This window comes from Arthrobacter sp. ISL-69 (assembly GCF_018613775.1).
Classification (GTDB): Bacteria; Actinomycetota; Actinomycetes; order Actinomycetales; family Micrococcaceae; genus Arthrobacter.
This window is the reverse complement of sequence record NZ_JAGGPO010000031.1, coordinates 25,291-37,558: the sequence shown is the minus strand read 5'-3', so window position 1 is coordinate 37,558 and position 12,268 is coordinate 25,291. Positions and strand designations below refer to the sequence as shown.

Genomic DNA, 12,268 nt, shown 5'->3' with positions numbered 1-12,268 from the left:
CTAGCCGGCGCGCCCGGCACCACCATGGCGAACAGCGCCACGGTGCCCGCGGGGCTCGTGATCACCACCAAGCCCGCTCCCGGCGACACCGTCGCCATTGGAACCACCGTGGAAATTGTGGTGTCCACCGGCAAGGTGGCCATGCCCGAGCTCCGCGGCCTGCCGCAGGCGGAGGCGGAGGCGGCACTCAAGAACCTCGGCCTTAGCATCGCAGTGAGGGAAGTCGAAAACTCGGAAGTTGAAGCGGGCAAGGTGACCGAACAGAGCGACCCGGTCAACGCGCTGGTTGAGCAGGGAAAGACCATTAGCGTGATTGTTGCCAAGGCGCCTCCGCCCAGCCCCAGTCCGACGCCGACCCCCACACCCACACCGACCGACCGGGACCGGGGCTAGGTCAATTAGTGCTGGATGAGCGGGCTCAGTTTGGCAGCCCGTTCCGCTGCGCCCTCCATGCCCAGGGATTCCAGCCAGTTGCCCAGCATCTGGTAGCCGCCCTCAGTGAGGACCGATTCCGGGTGGAACTGCACGCCGCAAAGCGGTGCTGTCCGGTGCCTTAGGCCCATGATTACTCCGTTGGCCGTCTGGGCAGTGATCTCCAGGACGTCGGGAATGGTCTCGCGGACGGCGGCCAGGGAGTGGTACCGGGTGGCCGTGACAGGGGAGGGGAGACCGGCGAAGACGCTGGTTCCTTCGTGCTCCACCAGTGACGTTTTGCCGTGCATCAGCTCGGGGGCGTGCGTCACGGTGGCACCGTATGCTTCTGCCAGCGCCTGGTGTCCCAGGCACACGCCGAACATCGGCTTGTCATGGCTGCCGCACCATTTGATCAGGTCAATGCAGACGCCGGCTTCCCCCGGGGTGCCGGGCCCGGGCGAGATGAGGACACCGTCACGCGCGTCCACCATCTCGGTCGCCTCGGCGAGGGTGACGTCGTCGTTTCGCACCACTGTTGTCTCGGCGCCGAGCTCCTGGAGGTATCCCACCAGGGTGTATACAAAGCTGTCGTAGTTGTCTACGACCAGGATCTTGGTGGTGCTCATTGTCGAGTTACTAAACCAATCGTTGAGTCGGTGAACTGGGTGAACTGTGACATCCAGGGAAAGAGGAACTGAACCATCAATACCAGCACGCCGGCAAGCAGCACCAGTGATGTGACGATCCTGAGCCACAGCGGCCCCGGCAAGTGGCGGAATATCCATCCGTACATAACGTCAGCCCTTCCCGAGCGCCTTGGCCACCTGGGCCGCTATTTCCGCCGGCGGACCCGCGGATGCCGGCTGCCAGTGGTCCAGCAGGGAATACGCAATGATGCGTTCCTGCGAGCCGAACCGCGGGTTGCAGCTGGTCATGGTGAGGTAGGCTTCCGTGGGCCGGGCTGCGGGCTGGGTGGGTACCGGCAGCAACACGTCCGTAGCTGACGGAAGCACAATCTGGTTGTTCCGGAAGACGTAGACATAAAATCCGTCCTTGGTCTGGACGTAGATCTTGTCGCCCGGGACCAGGGTGTGGATGTTGTCCAGGACGGCCCCGTGCGTCTGGCGGTGACCTGCCACCGCGAAGTTACCCGTCGCCCCGGGCATCGCCGTATCGCTGTAGTGGCCCAGGCCGAGCGTATCCAAAACATCCGTGGAGGTTCCCTGCACGATGGGCCGTGTGTAGTCCGCACCAAACCGGGGAATGTACATGATGCCGATGGTTCCGCCATGTCCGGGCGCCTCAGCTACCTTCGGCGGGCCGTAGTCGGTAGGCGCTGAAGGTGTCCCGCCGGCCGGGTCTGAAGCCACAGGGCCCTCGGAACCGCCCAGTTCCTGGGCGAAATTCCTGATGGTTTCAGTCTGCTTGGCATCGGACTCCACGTTGGTCCACCACAGCTGCCATGCAACGAACAGGAGCAGGACGACCCCCACCGTAATGAGCAGCTCACCAGCGATCTGGACGAGCTTCCGGAGGACTCCGCCGCCGCGTGCTGGCACGGTGGAGGTCGTCCCCTTCTCCAGCAACACCACGTGATCTCCTCAATTGGCAGCGCGGGCGGGCGCCGGTGTGTTCTGAACTACAGCTAGAATTGGCTGCTAGTAAGAATTCAGACCTGACCAAAGGCGCCAACACCGCCGGCATCTTCCTTCTTGCAGGATACCAAGCCGGAGGCTCCGCCCTTGATTCAGCCCGACCAGGAGGACCCGTGCCCGAGTCAAAGCCACGAAAGAAAACCGCCGCCGCGGAAAAGCCGGCTTCTGCATCGCAGGCATACAAGCCCAACGCGGTGTGGTTCAAGCCCGTCATGTTCGGCCTGATGATCATCGGGTTGCTGTGGATCATCACGTTCTACATCAGTGAAGGCGCCCTTCCCGTCAAGGCATGGGAATCCTGGAATATCGTGGCCGGGTTCGGCATTGCCATCGCCGGGTTCCTGATGACCACCCGCTGGCGTTCATAGCCGAATCTGCCGCGGGGCTGTCAGCACCTTCTGCGACACCCCGCTTCACGCAAAAAGTCGGACCGGCACGTTGTGCCGGTCCGGCTTTTTTGTGCCCGGGCTACAAACCGGGGTTGACCACATGGATGGCGAGGTCTGAGCCGGCGTCGGACGTTACGGATATCTCTACCCCATGCCCTGCAACCTTTACGCTTCCAGAGGGGTTCTCCGCGCTGTAGTAGGCCAGCGGATCGATGTCCTTGAAGACTCCGATCGGCGCGCTGCTCACCGCACAGGCGTCCAGCGACTCGATGGCCGGATTGCGTTTAGTGCCCGTCTGCACTTCCTTCCCGATGCACAGCGGGTCCGTTGCTTCCAGCCCGAAGGTCGCGTCGAACGGCTGCCGGCTGTTGCCGGGCATCGTGCCGTCGGACCACTTCAGCGGTGCGGGCCGGGCATCGACCGGCAGCGCCGAGCCTGCACCCGGGTGGGCGGAAACATTGTTGTCAGCATAGGAATCGTCGATGTACCAGACCAGCATGCCGTTCTGGTACTTGAAGAAATCGACCCAGTTCGGGGAGGTGATGCCCTTCGTGAAGGCGTACGGTCCCTCCGCGAGTGTGGCGTCAAAGCCCACATACTCGCGGTTTTCCACGAGGTAGTACTGCTCAGTTGTACGGGTGACCGAACCGGTGCTCAGCTGCCACTGCCCGTCGGCAAGCCACTGTCCCTGGCCGGACTCGGCGTCGTCGCTGAGAATGACGGCTTTTCCGGCCGAAATCTTCACGTCGTCAATGAAGGCACCCGCTTTGTGGACGCCGCCGTCGGTCTGGTACCTGAAGCGGAATAGAGACGCCGCGCCACCGGCGTCGTAGGAGTAGCGCACCTGCCCCCAACCGGCTGCTCCGCTGAGCGCACGCCCGGCGGACTTCCAGGTCTTGCCGGCGTCCGTGGAATATTCACCGTAGAGGAAGTCGTAGTCCGCCTCGATGTCGTACCAGGCGTTCGCCGTTACGGTCACCCGCGACTGCGCCGGAACAGCGTGGGCCAGGGACTCGTTGAGGTTGTCCTCGCTGCCCGTCCACCACGCCTTGGTTCCGGAAGCGGGGGCGGTGTAGTCCGTGGTGGATGTCTTGTCCGGAAGGTTTACCCGGACGGCCTGGTCCTTGCCCTCGGCCTGAAGCTGGGCCGGATTAAGGACGAAGTCCCCAGTGGAGCCTGCCTGCACGGTGCTGTGATCCAGCCAGCCGAGGAAGAGCTTCTCTTCCGGCCCCATCAGGCCCGGGGTAGTGCCGATCCCTTCTTCGGCCGCTGAACCGTGGCCCAGCCAGGACCCCGAGCTCATCAGTGTCCAGAACGCGGTGCTGTTGGTCGCGGCGCCAGAGGTGTCATAGAAGTCCGGCAGTCCAAGGTCATGGCCAAATTCGTGTGCAAACACACCGACGCCACCGTTTTCGGGTTCCGTGGTGTAGTCGCCCAGCCAGTACTTGGAAGACCCGATTCGGGTGCCGCCGGAAAGGTTCCCGTCGGGGCCGGCCGAGCCGAACTGGCTGCCGAAGGCGTACCAGCGGTGGGACCAGATGGCGTCCTCGCCCAGGGCACCGCCTCCGCCTTCCTCACCCTCGCCGGCGTGCACTGCCTGGAAGTGGTCGATGTAGCCGTCGGATTCGTCGAAGTTGCCGTCGTTGTCGAAGTCATAGCGGTCCCACACATCGAACTGCGCGAGGTACGTATCGATTTCTGCCGGTGTTTTGCCGGTCGCAACCTGGGAATTCCACCATGCATTGCCGGAGTCACGGATAAAGGCCCATGAGCCCCCGGTGTCTTCGGTGGCGTTGTCGCCATAGAAGGATCCGTTGTTGGGCACCTTGACCCAGTCCGTCACAGTGTTGGTGACGGAATACTTGCCGTTTGAAACTGCTTCGTAGTAACCCTTCATCGATTCGCCGCTGCCGTTGAAAAGTTCTTCGTAGTGGGCGGGGCTGAAATCCGCGGTCCACAGCGTGGTGTTATCCACGGAGCGGTTCGGTGGGGCGATCGAATTGTGCAACGGACCCGGCGCAGTTCCGAGGCGACCTGAACCCTGGTCGCCAAACTCGGCAAGGATGGTGAAGATCTTGTCCTGCTTGCTGGTTTCGATTTCGGCGAACTTGTGCTCCGCCAACTGGACTACGCCGTCGTCGCTGGCTTTCGCCTGTCCCCGGGCCACCTTTTCAATGGCCGCTTTGCGCTTGTCAACGAGTTCCTTCGTGCGCGGTCCGGGACGGTTGTCCTGCCGGATAGCCGCTGCGGGCCCGGTGGTCCCGTCGTCGACAGGTGGTGCGGCTACGGCCGGGGCCTGGATGCTGAGCATCCCGAGAACGACCCCTGCAATGCCAGCGACGGCAATCTTGGTTTTCCTCACACGTACCTCCCAGTATTTTGTGATCAGAGCCACAGCATAATGTGAGAGTGCGCCGTCGGCTATGAACTTCGCTATGGCGGAGGCATGTCAGCTGCTTGCCGCTGAATATGCTGGAGGCAGCAAACCCGCACCGGATAGCTAGGATCCCAGATGACCCCGGAAGAACGCGGCACTATTGTCGGCAGCGACGGCCTTGCCCGTCCGCCGTGGACCGCCACAGACGCCTTGCTCCAGCAGTATTACGACACTGAGTGGGGCATGCCCGTCCGCGACGAGCAGGGGCTGTTCGAACGCATCAGCCTGGAGGCTTTCCAGGCCGGGCTGTCCTGGGCCACCATCCTGCGGAAGCGGCCCGCCTTCCGGTTGGCTTTCCACAACTTCCAGCCCGATGCCGTGGCAGCCTTCACCGAGGAGGACATCGAACGCCTGATGCTCGACGCCGGCATTGTCCGGAACAGACTCAAGATCAGGGCTGCCATCAGCAATGCCCAGGCCACTATCGCCCTGCGGAGCGAGGGCGGCCTGGTGGACTTCGTCTGGAGCTTCCAGCCGGCGGTAACCCCGAATCCCCTGACCCACGGCGAGATACCCACAACATCGCCTGAATCCGTGGCACTTTCCAAAGCGCTGCGCAGCAAAGGCTTCGCGTTCGTGGGCCCCACCACGATGTATGCACTTATGGAGGCAATCGGCATGATCGACACCCATCTGGTCGACAGTCACCGCCGAGGCTCGTCCGGGGTGTGGACGGATCCAGCGTAGGGTTATCCCGCCCTGTGGGGAAAGTTATCCACAGTGTTGATAAGACCGGGACCGCCGGCCAGCCATTCCGCAGGCCATGGCCCGTCATCGATGCACTCCCGGGCTGAACCACAGGCATGTAAGTTATTAACACTGTGGATTCTCTGTGGATAACCCACCCACCGCCGGCGTTTGCCGTAAATCCGCTCCAACATGACCTGTCGGTCCCACCTCAACCCTCAGCGGCGTCGCCGAAGGCGTCGAATCCTTGCTGACACGCACTTATCCACTTAAGAACAGCGCTATCCCCCGAAGTTATCCACAGGTGGGGATAACCTGGGGGTTATTTCGCCGTCGATTGCCCTTTCAGGCCGCATGCCGGTCAATTTGCAGGGGCGGCTTGCTCGCGTGCAGTTATTAACAGTGTGCATAACCTGTTGAAGAGTTGATGCCTTTTACTGCTTTACGGTCCGTATCGGCAGTTTTCCACCGGGATGTGCGCGGATCGCGGAGCGCGCTTCACTGAGCCGGGTGGGAAACGGCCGGCTGCGGACCGGACACTCAGGGTTCTTCCAGGTGTTCGAGGAGCTGCCCCGGCGGCCGAGTTGTCCACTTAACCACAGCCCCCAGGAACATCTTTATCCACAGATGTGGACAAAAAGCGGGTCCCCTGTCGATAATCGCCAGCTGGCAAGGGCAACACGGGAGACGGATGCTGAACTACAACCGTGTAAGTTACCAACAATGTGGATAACCGCTGTGGAAAACTTTCCGGAACGACGGCGGGCTGAAGCCAGGCGTGCGGGTGGAGGCAGGCCCAACAGGTGCGGGCTAGTGCCAAGAGTGTGCCCGAGGACTGCCTCAGGGATGCGCGGGCGCGGCATGCGGACGGGCGGTCACGTGCCCCCGCATGGCGCCGGATGCGTCAGTAAAGCGTCGGAGGGGCCGACGCACGCACACATGGCGCCGTGCGTCGGCGAGGGAAAGGGCGCGTCCGGGGCCGGGGTCCAAGGGGCATACGGGGCTCTTGGGGGAAACAGGCTCCGCGACGGCGCGCGAGTAGTACATGAAGGACCGTGCGAGGGCGCCCTGCGGAGTACTTCGGATGTGCCATTCCCACAGGAACGGCTCTGGCGACGTGGCCGAGCGGGGCAGGGGTTCACCGGGGCAGGGCCCGGCAAAGCAGGGCCCAGCAGACCCGGCGTAAGCGGAATGCTTTAGACGCCGGCCATTCTCAGCCAGGTGGCACCAATGAGCAGGCCGAGGACAAGCACCAGGCCGGCCGACTGCCAGAGCCACTGCCGCGGACCGCGGGGGGCGTAGGCGATGGCTGCGGCGCACGCGGCACCGGTAACCAGGCCGCCGAGGTGGGCCTGCCAGGCGATCTCGGGAACGACGAAACCGATCACACCGTTGATGGCGATCAGCACCCAGAGCTGCTTTGTGTCCCCGCCGCGGTGGCGTTGGACCACCAGCATGGCGCCGAACAGTCCGAAGATGGCGCCGGAGGCGCCCACAACTCCGGAAGGGGGGAGGACCGGGGTGAGGAGCAGGAATCCTACCGAACCGCCAACGGCGGCGATGAGGTACAGGGCAAGGAAGCGGAGCCTGCCGAGGAGCGGCTCCAACGCCTGGCCGAACATCCACAGCATGTACATGTTAAGGGCGATGTGGAGGATGAATCCCTGCGAATGCAGGAAGGCGGAGGTCAGCATCCGCCACGGCTCGAAATAGCCAAACTCGGGCGTGGCGTACACGGAGGCAAACGCGAGATTTTCCTCGACCGCCCGCCCAGGGATCAGCCACTGGAGCACGTAGACAAGCGCGCAGGCGGCGATAATCCCGAACGTCACCAAGGGCCTGCCGGTGACGGCGGTGCCGCCGTAGACGGTCCTGGCTGTCGGCGTCGTACGTTTTGTTTCGTTGACGCAGTCAATGCATTGGAACCCGACGGCGGCCGCCCGCTGGCATTCCGGGCATGCCGGGCGCCCGCAGCGCTGGCACCGGACATATGAAGGCCTATCCGGGTGCCGGGGGCACACCGGAATCTGTGCGGACGGCTCAGCCGCCGGAATTCCGTAACTCATGGAGTGTTAGAGCTGCTCGACGTCGATGCTGTTAATGACGACGTCCTCGACCGGGCGGTCACCCATGCCGGTGCGGACACCTTCAATGGCGTCAACGACCTTCCTGGACTCGTCATCGGCAACTTCACCGAAGATGCTGTGCTTGCCCTGGAGCCAGTCGGTGGGGATGGTGGTGATGAAGAACTGCGAGCCGTTGCTGCCCTTGCCCATCTGGATGCCGGCGTTGGCCATGGCCAGCTTGTACGGCTGGTTGAAGGTCAGTTCGGGGTGGATCTCGTCGTCGAACTTGTAGCCCGGTCCGCCGACGCCGCGGCCCAGGGGATCCCCGGCCTGGATCATGAAGTCCTTGATGATGCGGTGGAAGATGGTGCCGTTGTACAGGGGGGTTCCGGTCTTGTCCTCACCGGTTTCCGGGTGGGTCCAGGCCTGCTCGCCCGTGGCCAGGCCGACGAAGTTCTTGACCGTCTTGGGCGCGTGGTTGCCGAAGAGGTTGACGACGATGTCGCCGAGGCTGGTGTGGATGGTTGCTTTTGCGGTTGCGATGGCAGTCATAGGCCCATTGTTCCATGTCGGGCTATGGCGCAGGAGGCCTGCCGGGCAGTTCCGCGCTAGGTGAAATCCGGCCAAAATGCTTATGAAGAATAGCCGGTGCCATCCAATCCACGTAGGCTAACGAAAGAACCGTCACATTAATCGGGAGGTAGTTGTGAAGAAATCGGATCGTATTGCCCGTGACCTGGAGCAGTCAGTCAGCAGCGCGGTAGAGAACGCCAAGGATTGGGCAGCTCCCCGCGTAGAAGCAGCCGTGGACTGGGCGGTTCCCCGCCTACAGCACGGCATAGACACCGCTTCCCCGAAGATTCAGGAAGGGCTCAAGTCTGCAGCCCACAACCTAGCCGACGGCGTTGCCACCGTGACGCCGCGCATCCAGGACGGACTGGCCCACCTCGCGCCCAAGATCCATGACGTTGTGGATAACGCCACCCCGCGCCTCCACGAGGCACTGGACAAGGCCACCCCGGTGATCTCCCAGGCCCGCGACCGCGTCGTGGTGGAGTACCTTCCCAGGCTTTCGGACCAGATCGGCCAGGCGTCGGAGGCAGTGCACCGCACCCTCGAAAGCGCACCGGCCCATGTGGATGCCGTCGCCCAGAGGCTTGCCGACTCCGGCGTTGTGCATTCCATCCAGGGCCAGGCGCAGGTCGCGGGTCAGCAGCTCAAGGCCGCCGCCGCTGAAGCCACGCGCGTTGTCACCGGTGAAGTGGCCAAGCCGCAGAAGCCCAAGCACCGCGGACTGCTGATCTTCGGTGTGATCGCCGCGGCGGTTGCAGCCGGTGTGGCCGCCTGGAAAGCCTCCAAGCCCGTAGAGGATCCGTGGAAGACGCCGGCCCCTGTAGCGCCTGCGCCCGTGCCCGCTACAACAGTCAATGACGTCACTGCGACGGCCAAGGACACCACGGCCGCCGCCGGCGAGAAGACCGTCGACGCAGCGGACGCTGTTGCTGACGCTTCCGACGACGCCGCTGAGAAGGCTGCCGATGCAGTTGAGGACGCCAAGGTCGAGGCAGCCAAGGTTGCCACGGACGCCAAGACTGCCGTGAAGAACATCGCTTCCAGCATGAACAACGGTGCCGCCAAGGGAACCGAGAAGTAAGCCTGGCCGAGGTCGTACGGCACCACAACAGAGGGACCCCGCAGTGCGGGGTCCCTCTGTTGTTTCCCCGACCTTCACCCGGCATCCCGGGCTGGGACACGCAAGGGTGCTAAATTTGTGGTGATGTCACCCGATAGATCCGCCGAGGATGCCTCGCACGACGCTGCGCTACTGCCGGGCGTATCCATCGTCATACCGGCATATAACGAAGAAAGCGTCATCAGGCAGTGCCTCATCGCGGCTGTTTACCAGTCGGTGCCTGCCGCGGAGATCATCGTTGTGGACAACATGTCCAAGGACCGCACGGCTGAGATCGTGCGCCAAATGCAGCTGGAATACCCCGAGAGTCCCATCATCCTGCTCAGCCAGGACCGGGATCAGGGCCTCATCCCGACCCGTAACTTCGGCCTCAACCACGCCACAGGCGAGGTGCTGGGCCGGATTGACGCGGACTCCGTGGTGGAACCGGACTGGGTGGAACAGGTCCAGAAAGCCTTCCTTGACCCCTCCGTCCAGGCTGCCACCGGCCCCGTGGTCTATTACGACATGCCGATGCGCCGCTTCGGACTCAAAGCGGACGACAAAATGCGGCAGCTGATGCTCAAGCTGGCCAAGCACCAGTACCACTTCCTCTTCGGCTCCAACATGGCACTCCGCCGCTCCGCCTGGGAAACCATCCGGGACGAGACCTGCCGGGACGAAAAAGACGAGATGCACGAGGACATCGACCTCTCCCTGCATCTGGCTGACCACGACCTCAGGGTTCAGTATTGGCCCCAGATGGTATCCGGAATGTCCGCCCGCCGGCTCGAGGATTCCCCCCGCGACTACCGGTACTACGTGACCCGGTTCGACCGGACGTATAAGGCCCACAACGTCAAGAAGATGGCCCTCAAAGCGCCCATGGTGGTGTTCTTCTCCGTCTATTTCCCGGCCAAGCTCCTGCGCGCCATCCACACGGTGAACTCCACCCAGCCGGCGCGCCGCGGCGGCCAGTAGTCTTCAGCCGCGCCTTCAGCGGCGCTGGCTTTCAGTAGGCTCCCTGGCGTCAGTCCGTTCCCAGATCCGCCAAGCGGGTTGTGCCGGCGCTTAGGGGCCTTTTGCGCCGCTGTCCGGCTACGACGACGGCGAGCCCCACCATAATCAGCGCCAGACCGGCGTAGGTGCCGCCCGGGAGGGTCTCGCCCAGGAACACGGCTGCCAGCAGCGCGGCGCCGGGAATCTCCAGCAGGATGATCATGGATACCAGCAGCGGACTCATGGTCGCCAACAGATGGTTGAAGGCTGTGTGCCCCACCAGCTGGGCGCACACGGTGATGGCAAGGATCCCCAGCCAGCCCGCGGCGTCGAAACCCACTAGCGGCTGCTTGGAGAACAGTGCCAGCAGCGCCACTACGGCAGCGCACATCCCGTAGCAGAGCGTCGTGTAGGTGCCGGTGCCCATGGTTTCGCGCGCCTTGCCGCCCGCCAGCGTGTAGAGGCCGGCCAGGGCGCCTCCTGCTACAGCCAGCAGGTCGCCCAGCAGGGCTTCCGGTGACGTGCCCATGTCGAAGCCCGTGATCGCCACAACGCCGCCGAACGCCGTCCCCAGGCCCAGCAGTACCTGCCAGGGGTGGCGCACTCCCCGGAAGAGCTGGAAAACCGCGATCCAGCCGGACTGGAGGCAGACCAGCGCCGTCGCCGCTGCCACGGACGTGAGCTGGAGGGAGGTGATGAAGCAGGCGAAGTGCAGTGCCAGGGCGCCGGCGGCGAAGACGGACCAGCGGAACTCGCGGGGTGTCACTTTGCCGAACTGCCGGGGATTCGTCACCAGGACCGGTGAGGCCATGACCGCGGCTCCGATGGCGTTGCGCCAGAAGGCGATGGCCAGGGCGCTGACAGTGGTGGCACCCAGCGTGGCGGCGATGAGGGGCCCGGAGGAGGCCACTCCCAGCACGCCCAAAACGGCGAGGAAGAAGTTCACTGTTCCAACAGTAGTGCTGCCCCTGAAGGCCCGGTTCCGCTGCCAGCGTGTCCTTGACGGTGGAATACCGCAGTGCCAGTCTTATATCCCGGTCTCACTGTCATTCAAGAAGGAGACCATCATGTCGTCACTGATCCGCATGAGCCTGGACAAACCGGAGGAAACCCGCCCCTTCGAAGACGGAACGGGTCAGCTGGAACTGGTCAACATTAACGCTGGCGCAGTGGGACGCGCCACCTTCCTGCCAGGCTGGCAGTGGTCCAAACACGTCAAACCAATCGCGAAAACGGAAAGCTGTATGGCGAGCCATATGGGGTATACGATTTCGGGTCGGCTGAAGGTGGTCATGGACGACGGCGAAGAGATTGAGTACGGCCCCGGCGACTTCGGCATCGTTCCGCCCGGACACGACGCCTGGGTGGTGGGAGACGAACCCTACGTCGTCATCGACTGGCAGGGGATGGACGACTACGCCAAGCGCAAGGATTGAGGGCAAAGCAAAAGGCCCCGGATTGCGTTTCCGCATTCCGGGGCCTTCCTTATGGTGGAGGCACGGGGACTCGAACCCCGAACCCCCTGCTTGCAAAGCAGGTGCGCTACCAATTGCGCCATGCCCCCATAAGAAGCAACCCGTCAATCATACCCTAGTTCCGGAACGCTGCTAACCAGCGGCCAGACCGGGAATCCGGACTATTCGACCTTGTCAGTCGAATCGCTCCAGACCGTTTTCCGAGCTTCGGACTCCTGCACCTTCTTGAAAAGCAAGGCGCCTGCGATCGCCACTGCAACAACCAGCAACTTCTTCACATGCACCCCGTTCCGGCTCGGTGTTATCGAACCATTTCCAAAACCTGTGCAGGTTCCGTGGGCGTACCAGGACTTGAACCTGGGACCTCTTCGTTATCAGCGAAGCGCTCTAACCGCCTGAGCTATACGCCCCGATGCCTCATCGGGCCGAGACATGACTTTACAGCACATCCCGGCCCGATCTCAAATCGAGGCA

General features: G+C 63.2%; 13 protein-coding genes and 2 tRNA genes. 6 read left to right on the top strand and 9 right to left on the bottom strand.

Features of this window, described 5'->3' with window-relative positions; genetic code table 11:
• On the top strand, positions 1-393 hold a 393-nt coding region (locus J7I79_RS20050; RefSeq protein ID WP_214956281.1), incomplete at its 5' end, for a PASTA domain-containing protein.
• 5 nt (positions 394-398) lie between these two features.
• Here the strand turns inward: J7I79_RS20050 and J7I79_RS20045 are convergent.
• Positions 399-1,040, bottom strand: a complete 642-nt coding sequence (locus J7I79_RS20045) for an aminodeoxychorismate/anthranilate synthase component II (RefSeq protein ID WP_214956279.1) — start codon at positions 1,038-1,040, stop codon at positions 399-401.
• A 171-nt stretch (positions 1,041-1,211) separates the two neighbouring features.
• Positions 1,212-2,006, bottom strand: a complete 795-nt coding sequence (locus J7I79_RS20040) for a class E sortase (RefSeq protein WP_214956277.1) — start codon at positions 2,004-2,006, stop codon at positions 1,212-1,214.
• A 176-nt stretch (positions 2,007-2,182) separates the two neighbouring features.
• Here J7I79_RS20040 and J7I79_RS20035 point away from each other — a divergent pair, with 176 nt between their 5' ends.
• Complete coding sequence (locus J7I79_RS20035) at positions 2,183-2,437, top strand: cell division protein CrgA (RefSeq protein ID WP_214956275.1); 255 nt, start codon at positions 2,183-2,185, stop codon at positions 2,435-2,437.
• Positions 2,438-2,537: 100 nt separating this feature from the next.
• On the opposite strand, the gene J7I79_RS20030 is transcribed toward J7I79_RS20035, so the two are convergent.
• Positions 2,538-4,820, bottom strand: coding sequence for an immune inhibitor A domain-containing protein (locus J7I79_RS20030; protein ID WP_214956273.1), 2,283 nt, complete (start codon positions 4,818-4,820; stop codon positions 2,538-2,540).
• Positions 4,821-4,970: 150 nt separating this feature from the next.
• On the opposite strand from J7I79_RS20030, the gene J7I79_RS20025 reads away from it, so the two are divergent.
• The gene (locus J7I79_RS20025) at positions 4,971-5,582 is read left to right on the top strand and encodes a DNA-3-methyladenine glycosylase I (RefSeq protein WP_214956271.1); all 612 of its coding nucleotides are present in this window, start codon (positions 4,971-4,973) and stop codon (positions 5,580-5,582) included.
• 1,196 nt (positions 5,583-6,778) lie between these two features.
• On the opposite strand, the gene J7I79_RS20020 is transcribed toward J7I79_RS20025, so the two are convergent.
• The gene (locus J7I79_RS20020; RefSeq protein ID WP_214956269.1) at positions 6,779-7,648 is read right to left on the bottom strand and encodes a rhomboid family intramembrane serine protease; all 870 of its coding nucleotides are present in this window, start codon (positions 7,646-7,648) and stop codon (positions 6,779-6,781) included.
• 6 nt (positions 7,649-7,654) lie between these two features.
• On the bottom strand, positions 7,655-8,200 hold the full coding sequence (locus tag J7I79_RS20015) for a peptidylprolyl isomerase (RefSeq protein ID WP_214956268.1): 546 nt from the start codon (positions 8,198-8,200) through the stop codon (positions 7,655-7,657).
• Between the two features lie 154 nt (positions 8,201-8,354).
• On the opposite strand from J7I79_RS20015, the gene J7I79_RS20010 reads away from it, so the two are divergent.
• A complete protein-coding gene (locus J7I79_RS20010; protein WP_214956266.1) occupies positions 8,355-9,302 on the top strand; it encodes a hypothetical protein in 948 nt (315 codons plus the stop codon).
• A 123-nt stretch (positions 9,303-9,425) separates the two neighbouring features.
• Positions 9,426-10,301: a glycosyltransferase family 2 protein gene (locus J7I79_RS20005; RefSeq protein WP_104174701.1), complete on the top strand. Its 876-nt coding sequence runs from the start codon at positions 9,426-9,428 to the stop codon at positions 10,299-10,301.
• A 49-nt stretch (positions 10,302-10,350) separates the two neighbouring features.
• On the opposite strand, the gene J7I79_RS20000 is transcribed toward J7I79_RS20005, so the two are convergent.
• The gene (locus J7I79_RS20000) at positions 10,351-11,265 is read right to left on the bottom strand and encodes a DMT family transporter (RefSeq protein ID WP_214956264.1); all 915 of its coding nucleotides are present in this window, start codon (positions 11,263-11,265) and stop codon (positions 10,351-10,353) included.
• Positions 11,266-11,386: 121 nt separating this feature from the next.
• Here J7I79_RS20000 and J7I79_RS19995 point away from each other — a divergent pair, with 121 nt between their 5' ends.
• Positions 11,387-11,755, top strand: coding sequence for a cupin domain-containing protein (locus tag J7I79_RS19995; RefSeq protein WP_214956262.1), 369 nt, complete (start codon positions 11,387-11,389; stop codon positions 11,753-11,755).
• Between the two features lie 52 nt (positions 11,756-11,807).
• Here the strand turns inward: J7I79_RS19995 and J7I79_RS19990 are convergent.
• The 3 genes from J7I79_RS19990 to J7I79_RS19980 form a co-directional block, all read right to left on the bottom strand.
• A tRNA-Ala gene (locus J7I79_RS19990) sits at positions 11,808-11,883 on the bottom strand.
• Between the two features lie 72 nt (positions 11,884-11,955).
• A complete protein-coding gene (locus J7I79_RS24330) occupies positions 11,956-12,072 on the bottom strand; it encodes a DLW-39 family protein (protein WP_214956261.1) in 117 nt (38 codons plus the stop codon).
• Positions 12,073-12,130: 58 nt separating this feature from the next.
• Positions 12,131-12,204 (bottom strand) — tRNA-Ile (locus J7I79_RS19980).
• Between the last annotated feature and the right edge of the window lie 64 nt (positions 12,205-12,268).

Excerpts from the sequence above, each read along its gene's own strand:
- J7I79_RS20025 (WP_214956271.1), top strand. The coding sequence starts at position 4,971 with ATGACCCCGGAAGAACGCGGCACTATTGTCGGCAGCGACGGCCTTGCC.
- J7I79_RS20020 (WP_214956269.1), bottom strand. The coding sequence starts at position 7,648 with ATGAGTTACGGAATTCCGGCGGCTGAGCCGTCCGCACAGATTCCGGTG.
- J7I79_RS20015 (WP_214956268.1), bottom strand. The coding sequence starts at position 8,200 with ATGACTGCCATCGCAACCGCAAAAGCAACCATCCACACCAGCCTCGGC.
- J7I79_RS19995 (WP_214956262.1), top strand. The coding sequence starts at position 11,387 with ATGTCGTCACTGATCCGCATGAGCCTGGACAAACCGGAGGAAACCCGC.
- J7I79_RS20045 (WP_214956279.1), bottom strand. The coding sequence starts at position 1,040 with ATGAGCACCACCAAGATCCTGGTCGTAGACAACTACGACAGCTTTGTA.
- J7I79_RS20005 (WP_104174701.1), top strand. The coding sequence starts at position 9,426 with ATGTCACCCGATAGATCCGCCGAGGATGCCTCGCACGACGCTGCGCTA.